General features: G+C 33.9%; 22 protein-coding genes. 4 read left to right on the forward strand and 18 right to left on the reverse strand.

Annotated elements, in window-relative coordinates:
- Positions 1-6: 6 nt before the first annotated feature.
- The 3 genes from GUU89_RS11360 to GUU89_RS11370 all read right to left on the reverse strand — a co-directional run bounded on the left by GUU89_RS11360 (position 7) and on the right by GUU89_RS11370 (position 3,606).
- Positions 7-1,509, reverse strand: a complete 1,503-nt coding sequence (locus tag GUU89_RS11360) for a MauE/DoxX family redox-associated membrane protein (protein ID WP_162128025.1) — start codon at positions 1,507-1,509, stop codon at positions 7-9.
- Between the two features lie 91 nt (positions 1,510-1,600).
- Positions 1,601-2,152, reverse strand: coding sequence for a helix-turn-helix domain-containing protein (locus GUU89_RS11365; RefSeq protein WP_162128026.1), 552 nt, complete (start codon positions 2,150-2,152; stop codon positions 1,601-1,603).
- A gap of 194 nt (positions 2,153-2,346) precedes the next feature.
- On the reverse strand, positions 2,347-3,606 hold the full coding sequence (locus GUU89_RS11370) for a site-specific integrase (protein WP_162128027.1): 1,260 nt from the start codon (positions 3,604-3,606) through the stop codon (positions 2,347-2,349).
- Between the two features lie 1,024 nt (positions 3,607-4,630).
- Here GUU89_RS11370 and GUU89_RS11375 point away from each other — a divergent pair.
- The 4 genes from GUU89_RS11375 to GUU89_RS14800 are packed head-to-tail and all read left to right on the forward strand — an operon-like array spanning position 4,631 to position 6,198.
- Entirely contained in the window at positions 4,631-5,392 is a 762-nt protein-coding gene (locus GUU89_RS11375) for a hypothetical protein (RefSeq protein ID WP_162128028.1), read from the forward strand.
- Positions 5,392-5,787 carry a DUF5675 family protein gene (locus tag GUU89_RS11380; RefSeq protein ID WP_162128029.1) on the forward strand — a complete coding sequence of 132 codons (396 nt, stop codon included), beginning with the start codon at positions 5,392-5,394 and terminating at the stop codon, positions 5,785-5,787. The genes GUU89_RS11375 and GUU89_RS11380 overlap by 1 nt, the downstream gene beginning before the upstream one ends.
- Positions 5,788-5,846: 59 nt before the next feature.
- Entirely contained in the window at positions 5,847-6,035 is a 189-nt protein-coding gene (locus tag GUU89_RS11385; protein ID WP_162128711.1) for a hypothetical protein, read from the forward strand.
- A complete protein-coding gene (locus tag GUU89_RS14800; protein WP_202924450.1) occupies positions 6,022-6,198 on the forward strand; it encodes a hypothetical protein in 177 nt (58 codons plus the stop codon). Before GUU89_RS11385 ends, GUU89_RS14800 begins: the two co-directional genes overlap by 14 nt.
- 68 nt (positions 6,199-6,266) lie before the next feature.
- Here GUU89_RS14800 and GUU89_RS11390 read toward each other — a convergent pair whose 3' ends face one another.
- From GUU89_RS11390 to GUU89_RS11455, 15 genes are all read right to left on the reverse strand, one after another.
- A complete protein-coding gene (locus GUU89_RS11390) occupies positions 6,267-6,449 on the reverse strand; it encodes a hypothetical protein (protein WP_162128031.1) in 183 nt (60 codons plus the stop codon).
- Between the two features lie 19 nt (positions 6,450-6,468).
- Positions 6,469-6,888, reverse strand: a complete 420-nt coding sequence (locus tag GUU89_RS11395; protein WP_162128032.1) for a DUF6943 family protein — start codon at positions 6,886-6,888, stop codon at positions 6,469-6,471.
- 1,379 nt (positions 6,889-8,267) lie between these two features.
- Complete coding sequence (locus GUU89_RS11400) at positions 8,268-8,810, reverse strand: hypothetical protein (protein ID WP_202924451.1); 543 nt, start codon at positions 8,808-8,810, stop codon at positions 8,268-8,270.
- A gap of 175 nt (positions 8,811-8,985) precedes the next feature.
- Positions 8,986-10,104 carry a hypothetical protein gene (locus tag GUU89_RS11405; protein ID WP_162128033.1) on the reverse strand — a complete coding sequence of 373 codons (1,119 nt, stop codon included), beginning with the start codon at positions 10,102-10,104 and terminating at the stop codon, positions 8,986-8,988.
- Between the two features lie 150 nt (positions 10,105-10,254).
- The gene (locus GUU89_RS11410) at positions 10,255-10,494 is read right to left on the reverse strand and encodes a tetratricopeptide repeat protein (RefSeq protein ID WP_162128034.1); all 240 of its coding nucleotides are present in this window, start codon (positions 10,492-10,494) and stop codon (positions 10,255-10,257) included.
- 14 nt (positions 10,495-10,508) lie between these two features.
- The gene (locus tag GUU89_RS11415; protein ID WP_162128035.1) at positions 10,509-10,940 is read right to left on the reverse strand and encodes a tetratricopeptide repeat protein; all 432 of its coding nucleotides are present in this window, start codon (positions 10,938-10,940) and stop codon (positions 10,509-10,511) included.
- 347 nt (positions 10,941-11,287) lie between these two features.
- Positions 11,288-11,665 (reverse strand): hypothetical protein, encoded by a 378-nt coding sequence (locus tag GUU89_RS11420; RefSeq protein WP_162128036.1) that lies wholly within the window; start codon positions 11,663-11,665, stop codon positions 11,288-11,290.
- 22 nt (positions 11,666-11,687) lie between these two features.
- Complete coding sequence (locus GUU89_RS11425) at positions 11,688-12,089, reverse strand: hypothetical protein (protein WP_162128037.1); 402 nt, start codon at positions 12,087-12,089, stop codon at positions 11,688-11,690.
- Complete coding sequence (locus GUU89_RS11430; RefSeq protein WP_162128038.1) at positions 12,086-12,943, reverse strand: hypothetical protein; 858 nt, start codon at positions 12,941-12,943, stop codon at positions 12,086-12,088. Before GUU89_RS11430 ends, GUU89_RS11425 begins: the two co-directional genes overlap by 4 nt.
- A gap of 269 nt (positions 12,944-13,212) precedes the next feature.
- Positions 13,213-13,839 carry a hypothetical protein gene (locus GUU89_RS11435; RefSeq protein ID WP_162128039.1) on the reverse strand — a complete coding sequence of 209 codons (627 nt, stop codon included), beginning with the start codon at positions 13,837-13,839 and terminating at the stop codon, positions 13,213-13,215.
- A 3-nt stretch (positions 13,840-13,842) separates the two neighbouring features.
- Positions 13,843-14,403, reverse strand: coding sequence for a hypothetical protein (locus GUU89_RS11440; RefSeq protein WP_162128040.1), 561 nt, complete (start codon positions 14,401-14,403; stop codon positions 13,843-13,845).
- On the reverse strand, positions 14,400-15,071 hold the full coding sequence (locus GUU89_RS11445) for a hypothetical protein (RefSeq protein WP_162128041.1): 672 nt from the start codon (positions 15,069-15,071) through the stop codon (positions 14,400-14,402). Before GUU89_RS11445 ends, GUU89_RS11440 begins: the two co-directional genes overlap by 4 nt.
- A 55-nt stretch (positions 15,072-15,126) precedes the next feature.
- Positions 15,127-16,029: a GIY-YIG nuclease family protein gene (locus GUU89_RS11450; RefSeq protein WP_235922028.1), complete on the reverse strand. Its 903-nt coding sequence runs from the start codon at positions 16,027-16,029 to the stop codon at positions 15,127-15,129.
- Between the two features lie 74 nt (positions 16,030-16,103).
- The gene (locus GUU89_RS15030; protein ID WP_235922029.1) at positions 16,104-16,340 is read right to left on the reverse strand and encodes a hypothetical protein; all 237 of its coding nucleotides are present in this window, start codon (positions 16,338-16,340) and stop codon (positions 16,104-16,106) included.
- Positions 16,333-18,261, reverse strand: coding sequence for a DEAD/DEAH box helicase (locus GUU89_RS11455; RefSeq protein WP_162128042.1), 1,929 nt, complete (start codon positions 18,259-18,261; stop codon positions 16,333-16,335). Before GUU89_RS11455 ends, GUU89_RS15030 begins: the two co-directional genes overlap by 8 nt.

Below are 18,261 nucleotides of genomic sequence, written 5' to 3' on the forward strand. Positions count from 1 at the left end.
TATTATTTATCGCCTTGCCGATGTATCGAGTTGATAGGCTACCAGAGTGTTATTAAACAGGAAGTACACTTTGCCTTTTGTGGCCCACATAGTTTGTGGCTTTTTATCGTTAAGATTATAGACATAAAAGCTATACTCGTAAGTTTTGGTGTTGAGGTTGTATACATCAATCACAGAGGTTTGTTTCCAGAGGTTAAGTGATTCATAACGTCCCCGAAGGTTGGAATTCACAAACAGTTGATTGCCTGAAGTGCTGCTGAGCTTATTAACCATCAGTGGAGGTACTGCCATCTTTCTGTCGCCGTTACTTAAAGTGGCGATTTTAATCTTAGCCGTAGTTGTCGTATCAATGGTGTTTCCGCGATAGGAAAGTTTTACTGTTTTATCGGCCACAATAAATTGATTGCGGTAATAGTAGCTGTAGATGAGTTTTTGAATTTGTGGATTGTAGCGCAGTATTCCGTCACAATCGAAGATGCCGTCTATTTGTTTTTGCAAAAGCCCTTCACCATAGATTACCCTTGTTTTATTATTTGAAAAGGTCATGGTTCCTAGTATACTTTGTCCTGTTTTTAGGCTTTTACCGCGAAAGATTGCTGAGGTGGAATCGATGGGTTCAAAGGAAGAGAAGAATGTTTTACTATCAAGAAGTTGTTTTGCTTGCCAGTTTGATATGTCGCCTTTGAAGATACAGGGTACGGTACCGTCTGTTAGGTAAAAACTAGAATCGATTATCCTAACTTGCGCTGACCGGAATGGTAGTTTGTAGGTATTGAGTTCAATTTTATAATTACCTACTAGCTTCAAATCACTACTGATGGCTACTATTGAAAGTGGTGCAGCATAGTTTCCTAAGTAAAGAATGCCATTAGTCATCCCTGCAAAATAATATCCGTTGTATGGTAAGGTTAATTGCCCTGATTTACTGTAAAGATGCGGCGGATATCTGCGGACAAAATTGTTTTCCTGATGGATGATTTGCTCTGATTTTAGGAAGAGAAAGAGAACTATACCAACCGAGAAAATACTTGTTGTGAGTAGGACGATTAGTTTATATCTTGTTTTCCAAATTTTGTTTTGTAGTGGTAATTGTTCTAACGAAAAAATGATTGCTACTGCGGCAAGAAAGCAAAAGACTAAGTTGAAAAGTAGGTGTTGGTTCCATGTCATTTTTTCCAGTATTCCGCCGCAGGAACAAGGAACAAATTCACTGTAATGTAATATGATATATATGTAAGCCGAGAACATCATCATTAACCCAAAAGAGGCTACCAAGGCAAAGAATTGTGTGCGATTAAACATTAGTAAAATTGCAATACTAATTTCAAAAGCAGGAATAAACCAAGAAACCCAGCCGGCAAATGCACTTAGTAATGGAGACTGCCCTAGTTGAATGGTAAAGCTTTCGTAATCGGATAATTTGCTGAAGGCTGCATAGGTGAAAAGGATAATAAACAAGTAGCCAACAATGTCGATGCAATACTTTTTAATGGTGACCGAATTTTTCATTTGCAATGCTTTTAATACTGTAAAATTCTATAAATGAAATATTTATGTTATTTCAATTCGGGAATATTTACAAGTAAAAAACGGAATAAGATTACAAATCAGTATTCTCGCGCTTGAGTTCGCTTGGAGGATAATTGAATTTTTTTTTGAATGCTTTGTAGAAGTTGGTATAATCAGTAAAACCACTTAGTAAAGCAATTTCTTTTAAAGGAATTCTGGTTTTTTCTATTAATGTATGGGCCTTTTTAAGTCTTTCCTCATTATAGAATTGGTAAATACTGGTTTTTAATAGTCTTCGAAAGTTTTCTTTTAAAGTGAATTCGTTTGTGCCGAACATTTTTGATAGCCTCTTTGTAGATGGTAGTGGTTCTTCTAAATGATTTTGAATGTAATCGAGGACTTTTTGAACCATGAGGACTGTGGTATCGTTTGTTGCACCTAAATCAATTTTAGTATTCTTGTATGGACTAGAATATCCAATTTCCTGCAATTTCTCTGCTACTTGGTTGAGCATGTTTGCCAGTTCATCAAATTGCTCATCAAGACCTTCTACTACCATTCGATAGTTTAGATTACCATAAGCTATTTCTAATAGCATACGGTAAATGGATTTTATTCGTTCCTGGTTTTGTTGCTTGTCCATCGGTATATGTAATTGAAGAAGTATCGGAAGGGATATGGGAAGTGAGGACAAAGCTATGTAATGTGTATTTCTGAATCAAGAAGTATAGTGTGTGATTCGGGAATTAAATACTATATTTTTTGGTTATTTTACAAACAAAAAGCATTGCAGTTTACTTGCAATGCTTTTTACTTATTGAGTAATACTTTTTACAATTAACCTGTATAGCTTAATAAAACTTTACCATCTTCAGACTGCATAATATCTTTTAGCGTATCCCTTAAAACTATCATATCTGCACTTACTTTAATATCAAGTACACGAGCATAGATTTGTGTACTTTTCAAGTTTTTGTGACCAAGCATTTTGCTAACACTTTCAATTGGCACGCCATTACTAAGTGTAACTGTTGTTGCAAAAGTATGTCTAGCCGCATGAAATGTTAGGTCTTTATTAATGCCACAAACATCAGCTATTTCTTTTAAGTAACTGTTCATTTTTTGATTACTTAATATTGGTAAAACACGATTTTCATTAAGACATTTAGGACTGTTTGAATATCGGTCAAGAATTTCTTTTGCAATTGGCAGTAAGGGAATATTAGATGGTCCATCAGTTTTCTGTCTGTTTTTAAAAATCCATATTATACCATCAATCCCTAAAGAAATATTTTCGGGAGAAAGTTGTTTTACGTCAATATATGCAAGACCTGTATAGCAGCTGAAAACAAAAATATCCCTAACCAATTTAAGACGTTCTGATACAAAATTTTTCTTGTAGATAGTTCTAAGTTCAACAAGTGTCAAATAATCTCTTTCGACTTCCTTTACTTTAGCCTCATACTTGAGAAATGGGTCTCTGACTATCCATTCATTTTTAAGACAAATATTGATTATCTTCTGAAAATTCTTCACATACTTTACTGCCGTGTTGTGGCAGCAATCTTTTTCTGATTTCAAGTAAAACTCATATTCAGTTACAAATTCGTAATCTATATCGGCAATGTTCATGTCAGTCGCTTTATACTTCCATTGTATAAAACTTTCTGTATGCTTTAATGAAGTATCATAGCGCTCCGCAGTTCCTTTAGCGAATTCATCAGGGACTAAAGCCCACATTTTTCTATTGTGTTCTTTGAAAATAGGAACTATCATATACTTAGCTTGATCAGTACCTGTTACTTTTGATTTGACAACCGCAGCCGTAACAGGCTTTTTATCTTTCATGGCCATGTGATGTGCATCATAAATCTCCTGTTCAAAGGTTTTAAGATAGCTATTCATAGATTTTACTTCTTGGGTTCTACCAATTAGTCTTTGCAATTTATTATCCCAAAGTTCCGGTGGAATACTTCTTTTGCATGAGATTTCTTTTGGAATACCATCGATTGTGATTCGTGCATAAAGAGGCACAGTTCCGTTGGCTTTTTGTTTGTTCTTTTTGAGTAGAAAAAGAAGGCTGAAAGTTTTGTTCATAATGATGTCATTTTAGATTTATAAAATTATCTATCAATCACACCTGACACAAGATGTACACTATTTGAACAGGTTGTTAGTCAGGTCGTTCAGCGAATTTCAGTGACCCATTTACGTTGAAATAAATAGGTCACTAAATAGGTCACTGATACGATACCATTTAATGAACTTCTTTGATACAGCTACAAAGCAAAAAACGCCGTAAAACATAAGTTTTACAGCGTTTTGCTTCAATTTACCTTTCGGTCAGCGGAGAAAGAGGGTTTGTAACTTACCTCTCAATATGGTGTAAACAGTAGCTTTGTAAATTTAATATAATCCGGGTAACCGAATTTATCCCCTATTAATTAATCCTAGTAGATTGCATTAATTTGTGAATTGTAAATTTACAAAATCCCTATTGAAATTCAAAACATTTCGGGCAAAACTACACTAAAAAATGAAGTGGTTTTTAAAGTGGTTAAAGAGTCGGGAGACTAATATTTCTCCACTTTCAGCATTTGCATAATCATCCAAATATCGCTTTTTCAACTTGTTCAATATTCAATCCTGTATGATTACAGAATTCTTCAATTGTGACAAACTTTAGGGCTTTATTATGGCTCTTTGCTATCTCATGCAATAATCTAAGACTTTGGCGGTAGCTTTGACCTGTAACGAGCTCTACGTCGTTTGTGGTGATGCATATACGCCTTTTCATCGCTTTCATACTCTAACCATACCTTTAACTAGGCTTTGACTGTCTTCAAAGTGCTAGTAATCATTTCTAAGAACTGACTAAAGTTAATAAAAATTGTAATTGCTTCGACAAAGGCAAATTACTGGCTTTTATTGCTTGTATTAGGTGACAATTTTGTCGAATGCTGACAATTTTGTCGCATTGGTATTTCTGGTATGGGGTAAGCTTTTATATGTGCTGCGTTTGTCTAAATTTTGTTCTTGAATCAGTCGAAATTATGTTGCAACGATAATCGAAATGAGGAGTGAAAATGAAAAGGAGTATTAATCGTAAAATGTAGAAATTATGGCTAGACAGACAGGCATAATTAAGTTAAAAGGTACTATCGGAGGTATGACCTTTTACAAGACTTCCGCAGATGGACATTTAGTTCGTGAAAAAGGCGGAATTGAGAAAAGCAGAATCGACAGCGATCCTGCTTTTCAGCGAACCAGAGAGAATGGTTCGGAGTTCGGGAGAGCCGGAAAAGCCGGTAAACTTTTGAGAACAGCGCTGCGCCCATTGTTGCTAAATTCTGCCGATGGCAGAATGGTAAGCCGATTGACGCAAGCCATGGTAAAAGTAATCCAAGCTGACACGGTTAGCGACAGAGGATTACGAAATGTAATTGATGGAGAAGCTGAACTACTGTTCGGTTTTGAATTCAATATCAGAGGTAAACTGGGTACTAGTTTGTATGCTCCATTTGTTGGAGCTATTGACCGCGTATCAGGTGAAATCACAGTTGATTTAGCATCATTTGTACCATCAAATATGCTTGCAGCACCGAGTGGAACCACTCATTTTAAAATCATTTCTGCCGGTGCCGAAGTGGATTTTGAAGCTGAAACGTATGTGGTTGCAACTTCTGAAACAGCAATTTTGCCATGGGATGCCACTGCAACAGCAGTTATCAGCCAAACCAACGCTGTAACAGCTGCAAGCACTAAGCCATTGTTTTTGGCTTTGGGTGTTGAATTCTATCAGGAAATCAACGGGCAAATGTATCCATTGAAAAATGGTGCATTCAATCCGCTTTCTATCGTGAAAGTTGATAGCGGTGTGTAATGGTTCTTGAATTGACCAGAACTTATTTCCCCGAAGGAACCAATGGGAAACTCGAATGTGAGGGCAAGAAGATTTGTAATACAATTGAATTGCCTTGGAAGAAAAATGTGAGGAGAGTTTCCTGTATTCCGGAGGGGAAATATTTTATTAAAAAGCGGTACAGTGGCAAATTTGGTTGGCATTTGGAAATCTTAGGTGTTGAAAATAGAAGCTTGATTTTGTTTCATCCTGCGAATAATGCACAAAAGGAATTGAATGGCTGTATTGCTCCTGTAACGAAACTTTCCGGACCAGGTTTAGGGTTAATGTCTCGAAAAGCTTTTAAAAGTTTAAAGGACATGGTTTATAAATCTTTAAAACGAAAGGAAAGTGTCGAGTTAATTGTTAAATCTTAATTCCATTTGATATGAATGTAATTAAAAGAGCAAAATCACCCACACCGAAATTTTTTAAAGTGCTTCGAAATATTGGATTAGTGTTGGCAGCGGTTGGCGGTACGATTTTAACTGCACCAATATCCTTACCAGTGGCAGTAGTTACTGTTGGTGGTTATGTAGCAGTAGCCGGTGGAGTTCTCTCTGCAGTGAGTCAGCTGACCACAAAAGAGGACCATCCTCAAGATGTTCAGAATGACAACAAATAATTCAACTCTGATTGGTACTGCCGGAGGAACATTTTTAAGCATAGTGCCAAATATACACTCTGCGGATGTTCTTAAAACAGTTGTTTTGGCCGGATTAGGCGCTGTAGTCAGTTTTATAGTGTCGTTAGTACTAAAGAGAATTTTAAAGAAGCACAAAGAATAGTTTAACCTTAGTTGTGGTGACCTTTGGGTTAAACAAGATGAAAGCCTAGTCCTTAGACCAGGCTTTTTTTATTGGCATTCCTCACACAAGTTCAGAATTACTTCTTCGACTACTACTGCAGAAGTATTGGTAACAAGTCCATGATATTTTGCGCAGTCTGTTGCTTTTTTTCGACAGTCAAAAACGCCAAAGAAAACGCGTGAGGCTTTCGATTTCCAAATATCCGTTTGGTAAAGGATGAAAAGTGTCATAGTATTTGCTTTTAGTTGATTATTTGCAATAGCGGTAAAGAATTACTCTTCGCATTTCATTAATAAGGTTTATATTTTCTTGGAATTGCTTTTCTTTTTGTTCCAGAAGCTTTAAAGCTGCTACATGCTTAACATGTTGCTCGTGTTCTTCTATCATTGCTTTGGCTCTTGGATTGAATTCTTTTTTAAAATCCTGTAGCCTTAAAAACGGAATTACTGAACCGGTTAGATATTTATGCCAAAATCTTGTTTGCCATAGACTGAAAGCAACAAAATAGAAGTTTTCACAATCCTCTTCATTTTGGAAGATTATTGCAAAACTGTTTGTATATGCCTCTTTATTAGGCTTACCGCTGTTCAGCCCTTTGTTAAGAATAAAAATATGAGGACTTGCATAACAAGTGCCTATACGGTGGGATTTGATGATGAAATTCGTCATGGCTTCGGCTTTAAAGTCTAGTGCTCCGCTATGCTTCGCACACAAAATTTTTCAAAAGAAAAAAGAGAAAAAAAGAAAGCCGGTCGTCCAAGTGGAGGGTTTCAAAAAAAGCAAGTTTTTTGAAAAAAATACTACCCGATAAGTTCTACAGAACGCTAGGCATCGAGCTAAAAAAAATGTTTTATGGAATGGTATGGGTGGAGATTTTTTTCAAAACCCGAAGGGCTTGAACTTGCTTTTTTGAATACCCGGAACTTATCTTTGCTCTCTTTTTTATTTTTTTTTATTTTGATTTCCAAATCCACTTATTGTTAGATAATCTTGGTGCACTCGAATAGCGGTCGCGTCGGAAAGGGTATAAAATTCCGGAACGGATTTTATACTCTTTCTTTGGTTTGGTTTTATGGGTGCCGGAGATAGTGTTTAGTGCACTGGTGTCAGTGTTCAGAAGGTTTGTTGTAAAATAATCAGGAAGGCACTTATAAAAGCAATGCAAATACTTCCTATTTTATTCCGCAGGTGTTCTGGCAAGTGTATCATTTTTTATTTGCTAACCGGGTAATTTGTGATTGCTTTTATGGATAGCTGATGCCATGAAATAATGTACAGTTTGCAGAATACTGTTGCCAGAACAAATGTGATTTGTAACGGTGTTGCATCTGCTATCGTGAAAGCAATGTATACTGTTGTTATGAGCAAATAAAGCAATGATACTCTTGCTTGGTTTTGGTTTTATGGGTGCCGGAATTAGTGTTCAGTAATCAGTAGCCAGTATTCAGCGGTATAGTTGTAAAGTATTAGGGAAGGCACTCATAAAAGCAATGCAAACACTACCGATTTAAGCGTTTAGCTGATAAAGACAGTTAAAGAGAAAGTTAATAGAAATTGAGATAACCGGAATGCTTCTATTGAAAAGGTAAACGTTGTTTATGGCGGCGGTGAAGTGGTGGTTTTTTTAATAGCTGGGTGATGCGATGGGAGCTATTAAAAAAGTTGCCGCTGAACCGCCGACGAGAGCGTTGGGTGCGCGGCTTTTTTACATAATGTTGTTATAGTTCATGATTTGGGTTCTACAGATGCAGGGAGTTTCTTTATGAACTATAACGCCACATTATGTAACTAAGCTTTGGAGAAAAAATTACCGGCGCAAGTCACGCAGTGTACGTGTTATTGCATCAATAACTGTGACGGTAATTTTTTTAGGAGCGTTGGGAAGAAGTGGCAAAGGAATTTATAACGTTCCGACATTGTGGAAGGCTACGTACTAAGCAACTATTTTTATACCACTAAGATAAAATTACCTGCGAATTGTAAAAGTGAACTCACAACAAAATCCGCAATTGCGTACAGGCTGTTATAGGCAGTTGACTTATGTTTTATCAAACATTTTTCATACATTTAAAACTGGAAGAATAATCCAGATTTATTCTCATTATATATTCATCTTCGCCAATAAATTCATCCAAGAATCTTTCAGAAAAACCGCTTCCTCCAGAATCCCTTGCTTTGATCAAAACATTAACAAGAGGGAAAAATGTTCGTTTATAACTACCCAAATTACGAAAACATTCATCATATTCAAGAGTTTCCCTAGTGTCACAAATAATTAAAAAGCCACTACCTTTACTCATTCTTCGTACACATTCTAGTCGTCCAGTAAAACTTGCTATTTTACCATTCTTATTAATTCTTCCACACGTGCGAAATAAAATAGGTCTTGTTGTTGGTAGATAATTCTTTAAAACAATATCCCAGACATCGAAAAAAGCTTTTCTTTTTCCATCTGGACCAGTACGAACCCAATTACAAATGAATATTACGGTAGAGTCTAAAATGGCAGTATCTTTCTGTAAAATATCAATTAGGTTTTGAGCTATTTCATTCTTTTGAGTTCTTGTTATTCGATATTGAAATTCATCCATTGTTTCTTGATTGAGCGTAATCTTTTTTACAATTGTCCATAACTGTTTCCCCGCTGCATGTAGTTGCGAAGTTCGGAACGGATTATTCTCTGTTAAAGATAAAAATTATTGCGAAACGTAAATGTGAACTTACCACAAAACTTGCAATTGCGTGAAATGGCTATTATCAGCTGGCTTATTGCAGGGCCACATCAGAGCACACATTAATTTCAAATCGCCCAAAATGACTTTTTGTGTATCCTTCTTCAAAACCTTTCAACTCACTTAATAAAATAGAAGTTTCAGGTCTGAAATTCATAATGTAATTTTCAAAACCTTCTTGACTGATTTCACTTGTTGTGTCAATGTCAGCAAAGCGTTTCGGATTTGTGTAAGCAAAGCTGCTCGACAGATGTGAACAATATCCGGTGTCTTTTATTTCTTGAACAGGAAAAACAATATTAATGAATTTGGAATAATCAGCATCTTGATTTAAATGAGCCTTTACGGAAAAATATTTAATAGCATTCAATCTTTTATTTTGTCGAACCCAATCTAATAAATACTGAGGTATTATATATTCGGGTTTGAAAGTTGCGTCAGTATTTAGAACTTTGATACTACAACAAAAAATCAAAGGCCATTTGATAATATAATCAAGTATCATAGAATCCCAACCATCAATTCCTTCTTCCATAATTTCACTTGTTTTATTGATGAGAGTAGCCAAGCTTTTCGGTGTTAAAGAAATATCTAAAGCATTTAATTTCATAAAATCCTTTATTTCAAATCTTGAAAGATAAAAGTCATTAAAATCAGGTCTATCTAATTCTTCCCAACAGACATATGAAGAATTAGCAAGGTAAAGGCAGGGTAATCCTGGTATACTAAATCTTTGTGTAGTTGCTTTATGTCTTAATTCAAACGGTAGATGAAACATTCCATCTCTATCGACTTCTTTTTCACTTTTTCTACCTCTAAATAAAAGCCTGTTTTCACCTAAAGGATGACTGGCGTCAAATTCACTTACTAAATACTTCTCTATTTGTTGCATGCCTTTGTCAAAATGAGAATAAGATTTAGAAACGTAGCCTAGGTATAATTGTCTATAAGATTCTAGTAGTTCATCGCATAAAGTATGAATTTTTGGCTTAATAATTTTCAGTTTATCGACAATTGTACCTTCATCAATATTTTCTAAAATCTCTAAATATTCTTTAAAAGATTTCTCTATAAAACTTAAAAATGTAATGGGTTTGTCGTAGGATTTTGGCAACTGAAATGAGCCTTCTTCTATTGCTTGTATTGAGTTCATATTTAAAGGTTTGAAAAACTAGCTGCTAACGTGCCGCCGCTTGGCGTAGTAGCGGCAAGTTAAAGAAAAATGTGATAAGAAATGCTTATGTCTAGAGTATTTTCCAAGAAAGACAAACCAGCTATTACGCCAAACGGCTGTTATGCTATGTTATTCTTTTTTACTATTTAATACTTCTGTAGCTTTTTGAATTCCAAGTTTTTCAGCTTTTCTAAGTGCGTTTTCTCCTTTTTCCATTTGGTCGTCATAAAGGTAAGTAATGCCAATTTCATATAAAGCTTGTCCATGATCTGGTTTATCACTTAAAACAATTAAATAATCTTCGATTGCTCCTTTATAATCTTTGAGCAATCCTCTTGTTTTAGCTCTAAAATTATACACTGGAATCATTTTTGGTTCTATTTCTATACACTTTGAAAAATCAAAAAAGCTTCATGATATTTTCCATTGCGTAATCTTGATTCACCACGTTGAGTGAAATTCATATAGTTTTTCGGGTCGATGCTAATAGCTTTTGTAAAATAATTTTCTGCTTTATCATATTCTTTAAGTTCCATATAACAGTTAGCTAATGTTACATAGTTCCGCTCCTTGTCAGGTTCAATAAGAATTAGTTTTTCGCCAATAGGAATACAAGCTTCAAATCTATTTAAAGCAAATAGGCATAACAGTTTATGTGCATTTGCTTCTAAAGAATTAGGATTAAATTCTAAAGCTTGAGTAAAATTCAAAATAGCTCCTTCAAAATCTTTGTTTTCGAGAGCAATTTCTCCAAGTTTAAATGCAGATTCAAATGTTGTTGCGTATACAAATTTTTTAAAGTCTTTATAATCCATTCTTCTTATTTATTAGGGAGTTCTGATAATATCGCATAACTAGTAAATATACTCAAGTTTACACAACTTATTCAAACAAATGTTAAGATTAAAAATATTGCAATTTGAGTAGATATGAATATTGATTTATGATTAATTATTAACAAGTTAGTTCAAAATAAAACCATTTAAATGAATAAATGGTTTTAAAATACATGTAAGTAGATATTAACTAAAAAATGAAATGCAGTAGTCAAATAAGCCTACTGCATTTTAAATAGCCCTGATGGAAGTGGCACGAAGTAGAACGGACAGCAGGAAAATGGAAGCCTCGTATTGCCCGAGCCATTCGCTCATAATAAAGAATACTAAGCTGAGGATTGGAGAATAGTAGTTGTACTGTAGTTATATTCAGGTATAGGTTCCGGTTTATCATCAACGTTTAATTTAATTCTATGTACTTCATCGAGAAATTCTGATTCACCTTTGGGCATTAACTGTAATGCAAGTTCTATGATGTTTGCAAAATCAATATTAGGATTACCTACAGTATCTGAAATATAGGGTTCTTCTGTTTGCCAAGCTACACAACATAATTTCATTAGGTCTGAAACTGTCGCATATAGCGACGAATAACTTGAAAAGTTAATCGTAATTTGCCAGATATCGTCTCGCTTGGGATGTTGCTTCATGGAATTCAACAACCAGTCAGAATTTTTAAGGAGTTTTTCAAATTCAGCTTTCATATGTTTAGATTTTAAATTGCTATTAGCAGTTTGCTAACTGTGAAGGAAGAGATAGATAAATGTTTTCCTCGATAAAATCCGATGCGATTGAACTTGCTTCCACCGGTTGTAATATTGATTCTCTTATGTAATCTAATAAATCAGCTTCTTCATAAGGTATCAAGTCTAAAATAACACCCAAGACACCCGCTATATTTGTTGATGGTTCCGGTATATGTGCTGAACCACCGTGGTCACCAGCTTCTAATGCTAAAATGGAAACTTTAACGATATCGGCAATAAGAAACATTACATCGGAATAGCCGGAGAGGTTTAATTGAATAGTGTCACGTTTCTTTTTAACATTTTGAGATTCCAAAAGAACGAAGTACTTAGCTGCTAAGTCACGCAGCTCTGGCGGCAGTGTTGAGAATTTTGTTGTCATGGTATAATAGTTTTTGTGTTATCTATTCGTTCTAGTTCTTGAAGTGCTATAGTATTAGCTTGTTTGTAGAAATTTTGGCAGGCATTAAGAATCCATAAATAATCCTCTAACTCTGCATTTAGCCTATACCAATGCCTTAGCATTGATGGTGGAGCACACAACATTTTATATCTTTTTGTTGCCAATTCAGATTGTTGCGAAAAGATTTCAGATGGCAGTGTTGTAAAATGGCCACATAAAAGAAGAAGATATTTTAAACTATACTCATTGGGCATATATCCCATAAAAACACGGATTAATCCAAGAACTATTTGTTCTATAGCTATGTGAAGATTGGCTATACTACATAGTACAATTTCCGGATTTTGAGTAATGGAAACTGATTGTAAATAAAAATCAGCTACAGCAGAACATTTAAGCCAGTAATCACGGTCTATATTTATATCGCGATAAAGTATTCCATTAGATTTTATAAAAGGAGGAGCCGATTTATCTATATACAAACGCTGACCTTTTCTAAAGACTTTATCAAAAAACAATTGTTGGTTTAATTGATTTGATGCTAAATCAGTTGGTTTATGGATTAGTAGCGATACTGAAATAATTTTCCCTGAACGTTCAGCTATTAAATTAGCAATATCAGTAGATCCACCCGGGTATGCCTTGTCCGAAATGATTAAAATATCAAAATGGTGAATGGCCGTGTTTCTTTCTAATTGAGATTGAAGAATATTAGAAGTAATAGATGAATTATTCCTATAACCAAATACAAAAACGGTACATGGATTGAGTCTTTTGTTAATTGAATCCAGGGTAAGCTGAATTTCTTCGAGAGGTAAAATTGTTGTTTCCATCGTGCATGTAATTTTCATGCAAGTTAGTAACGGTCAGAGGGGTATGAAACAAAATAGGTTTGTATGTAACAAAGTAAAATTGTTATCCACAAATGCCTGCTAGCCCTAATTATAATAGGTTATTTCACGTATAATGTGGTACTGTAATATATCGTCAATATAGGAATGCATTTGAATCCAATTTCCATTTTTGTCATATTCATGGTGAAATTGTTTTTTCCAACCATTATCTTCAAAACATTCACAACTAATTTCAAGGTTTCTTTCATTTACAGTTTCAAGGTAACATAATTCAGTTTTACCTGTATTTTCATTGATATCAAAAGTTTTAATTGTATTTTTTTTTTTTCGTCAAATTCGAATTTATTCCAATAGACAATACCATCGCTATCTCGTTCTAACTTTTCCTCAATAATTCTATTTTTATCGTCGTAACAAACTGTATAAGTACCATTTTCAAAAAGATCAGAATCACTTGTATATCTTATCGTTTCTTTGTTTTCGTAATAATTGTGTTTTTGTTGTTCAATTTTGATACTATTAAATGGCTCATATTCAGTATAAGTTTCTAACTCAACTTTGTTATTACCATTATATGATATTGTAGTTTCCCCAAGAAGTTTGTTTGTATTCAGTTCAGATTTTAGTATTCTTATTAACTGATTGGAGTTATTATAGAAAAACTGTAATTTGCTTTTACCTTTTGAACTTTCTTCAATCTTCTCAAGTAGATTGCCTTCTTTTGAAAATGTAAAGCGAAAAGAAAGTGACACTTTATTCATGTGCAAAGCCGGTTCATTTTGAATATCAACTTTAGGATTGTAAGTATCCTGCTTGATTTGATAAATTCCGTTAGCATATTGTTTTTGAGCACTATTATAATCTTCGTAAAACATAGTTTAATGAGTTTTAAAACTATTCCATTTTGTCTTCAATTTACCGGCAATATAAACTTCCATGAAATACAAATCATAGTCTAGTTCTTCCGGAATTACAATTACTCTGTAATCTTTAATTTTCACCTGTTGAATTTTTAATAATTCAGGTGGTAATTCATTTCGTAAACCTTTATGTCCTGAAAAATGTTTTGCTTTTAAATATGAAAAACTAGTTTCATTGTGTTTAGTACCCCAAGCATGTTGATATAATCTTCTAAATACTGTTCGAGAAATACCTACATAAATTGGAACTATTTTATTATTTTCTTGTAATTCACCAAATACATAAAGTCCTTTTAGTTCGTCTAGTTTATTGCTTTTTTTGCCTAGTTTGGAATTACAAGTTACTTGAAGTTTAGTTAGGAAATCCTTTTGTTTATGACCTTTTTCGGTCTGGTACAGTTCTTTTACAGATAGACAATTTGGATTAGAAAAGTGTTTGTTAATATTTTCAATTACTCTGTCACATTTCTCAATTAACTGTGTAAAATCATTAGGAAACTTTTCTTGGTTGTAATTCATAGGTTAGTTTCAATTATGGTTTGTTTTGAAAATACGCAGTACTCCATTTTACCTCCAATTGTAAAATAACGCAAATCATTGTCATGAAATTTGCTGTATGCAAAATCAAGTGATTGGACTAATACATTGCGGTCAAATTCTAATAAATTGGGAGTTTTAATACCTTGGTAAATACCATTGGCTCTGAGATAGCTTTTAATATGAATTAGTAAGGTTCTGAGTAGAATACTTTCCTCCATTAAGCGGTCATTTTCATTATTTGCTCTTATACCATCTTTGTCGCTCTCGGAATTATTAATTACATCAAAATTGATTGCATTGATGTAATAAGAAAATAAAGCGTCCTCATAGAAGCCTGAAAAAGTAAGGTTTAAATCTGTAACAAATTCATCTTCATTTATGTTTGGAAATAATCCTAAAATTTCTTGGATAAACTCCGGCGGATTTGCGTTAGGATGCTCTTTTACAAAAGCTCTTATTTTTTCAAGGTATTTTTCTTTTTTTGTTTTTAACGTTCCTTGAACCCCTAAAGCATAGTTTACACCCAATAACAATTTATTTTCATCGTCCACCGATTCGAGTTTATTTTCAGGAAGTGTTATAGTCCTTCTTTTATCACTTGCAATAATGATAAAATCATTGTGAACTATATTGGAAATTAATGTCATTAGCTATGTATTTTTTGAAGAGTCAAAAACAATAATAAGTGTCTTTTTTTATAATTTATGATCGTAATACGATATCCTGCAAAACACTATCATATCGATAATTTACTATCGACTCAGCTATTATTAAATCAATTACTTTGTCAATTACAGGAAGAGGGACAACAAACCATTCCCGAGGAGTTATTCGTCTACCATTTTCATCATAGATATCCACATTTAAACATACCTCAGCAAAAAAGCGATGTAACAATTGCTCAAATTTATGTGGATTAATATTATAGCATTTAATTGTTGAAACAATGTGAACATCTGCCATAAGATAAGTTGGTTCTTTTTTGGCATTCTTCACTCTATCTTTAACATCTACTTTAGAGAAACCAATTTTATAAAGGTCTTTAATTGATGCAATATCTTTGTTTGTCGATTTGGATTTTAGAATGTAGATCCAACCAGTTTCAGTATCATCTTCATTGACAATGTTTGCGTTTTTAAACAATTCATTTTCTATTGAGCTATCTGTTTCTGTAACAATTTTTCCATTGTTTAGAAGTTGTTTACCCAATGAACGATACAGCATATTACTTTCAGTCCCATTTTCAAAAATGATTCTAGTACGACCATCTTTTCGAACTCTGTTTCCGGAAGGAATTTTTCGCTCTTTTTCTTCTACATCTACGCGCTCAAGAAATAGTAATATGCCATCTAAAATATAGAATCTTCCCTCTTCTAAGTTAGTTTCGGTACTGTCAAATGGTTTTAATTTTCTCAACCCTTTTCTTAATTCTTCATGGACTTTAAGAAAGGCAGGTTCATAAGTGGTAAACTCGGAATCTTTAATAGGTTTTCTTCTTGCAACAAAATCAGCTTCTTCTCGATCTTTTGAACTTGGAACGTTTTTAAGTTTAAAAATTTCCAATGTATCGTCAGTATCTAATAGACCAAAATCATCGTCATTCATTATATCTGCTATCGAATTTATTTCAATAACTGCATTGCCTAATAAGTTATGAGTATCATGTGGCTTTAAGATTTCTATATTTTTTGATTAGACCTTAACTCTTTTAATCTCACGCCTAAAGTTCTTTCTGAAACCACATAAACATCTGCTTTTGGTTCTCTTTTATTTTTTTCAAAAAAGGCATTGATTTCCTGGAAAGAATCTATTAATCTTTCGTCCTCTGATTTGATATTTGATACTTTGGGCTTTGAATCTAAAATACCAAATTCATCATCGTTGAAAATGTCTTCTAGTGTTTTCTTTTTATTCATTTGCCATAGCTTTACGTTTCTGTTCCCGCAAAAATATGATTGCTTCAGCTAATCTTTTTTCTTGTGGATCAAAAGACTGTATACTTGGTTCAACTCCCGTTCTTATCTTCCAATTCTTGATTTTAGGCCAAAGTAAAATTGCTTCTTCCTCTGTCATTTGAATTCTAGTAGCATCGATGGTTTCTTGAATTGCTTTGAATACCGAAGCTGTGACCGATTTTGACAATATTTCAAATGCTTTCTGAAATGGATTTATAGTGTCAATTAAATCAATATTGATATCATCAATATTTACAAAACTGTCTGCCATTCTGATAAAGCGTTTGTCACCTTGTGTTTCTATATGACCATTCTTAATTACAGAATCCACAACCACATGCTGACGAACTTCTTCAACTTCTTCTTCTGTTAAGTCAGGATACGTTTCTCTGATAATTTTAGGAATCAGTACTTTATTTATTACTTCCGGGTCCACATTACCAGGCAAAGCTTTTATCATTACATCATCCTGTAGGATAGTAGCTTTTAAATCATTGATATCTGATTCAATGATTTCTCTTACTCTAGATGATGAAGGTTTTTTAAATCCATTAATCCGTATTGTATCTTCATCGTCTTCACTATCATCCTCGGGGAATTTAGGTTTAAATTTAAAGTTAGGAGCCAAAACCTGTTCCATTAATAAAGATGCCGTAATTGCCTTTAACATATTATTTACTGATAATTTGACTTCGCCATCTTCTGCATCAGGTTGCGCAATCAAATTAGTAAATTGGGCATGAGTTTTATTTTCACTATCTCTGGTACATCTTCCGATGATTTGAATGATCTCCGTTAATGAACCTCTATAGCCAACTGTCAAAGCATGTTCGCAGAACGGCCAGTCAAAACCTTCTTTTGCCATTCCTAAAGCAATTATAATATCGATATCTTCCGGATTATTCGAAACTCGTAAATACTCCTGAATTTTGTCTCTATCTTTTTGGTTGTCATGGACTAAATCTGCAACCTTTAATAAATTGCCAGTTTTATTACTTCGAACAAACAATACACCAGTGTCTGGATCTTGATATTCTAAATCACCTAGACTATCAATTATTTTGTTTACTTCCTCATATTTTTCTTTAGTAGATTCACCAGAATTGACACTTGGAATATGAACAATTGTTTTTTTGGTTTCGTCTAATATTTCATCAATAGCAGAAGTATATCGTCCTTGATAAAAGTGATAACCAATACCTAAAGATTTTAAATGTTCATATCCATTAAGTTGTTCATAGTAATTGTAAGTAACCTTGATGAATTGTCTCTCGGATTCAGGTAATAATACAGGTACACTATCACCTCTAAAGTAAGAACCAGTCATAGCAACTATATGTGCTGTAGATTTAGCCATAATGGCTCTTAATACTTCTCCTAATCTATTATTTCCATCTGCAGAAACGTGATGAAATTCATCTATAGCAATAACAACATCGTTGAAAGCTTTTTCATCAATGCCTTCGCAAGCAAAGCGCAGCGTTGCATGTGTACATATCAATAGTTTTTCATCACTTGCTAAGAAATTATTAAATGCTTTTACTTTACTAGAATCACCACCCGGTGTACATAAATTGTATATTGGATTGGGTTCCCAATCAGCAAAGAAACCGTATTTAGATAATGCTGTTTTTCCAAATGAACTACCAATGGAACGCTCAGGGACTGCTACAATTACTTTTTTTAATCCTTGATTAATTAGCTTGTCTAATCCAATAAACATTAAAGCACGAGATTTACCTGATGCGGGTGGCGCTTTAATCAATAAATATTGAGCTGAACGTGCTTCAAAAGCTCGTTCTTGCATTTCTCTCATACCAAACTCATTTGTGCTTTTGCTTTTGCCAGTTTGGTTATATTGAACATGTACTATATTTGGCAT

The sequence above is a fragment of the Flavobacterium phycosphaerae genome, from assembly GCF_010119235.1.
Classification (GTDB): domain Bacteria; phylum Bacteroidota; class Bacteroidia; order Flavobacteriales; family Flavobacteriaceae; genus Flavobacterium; species Flavobacterium phycosphaerae.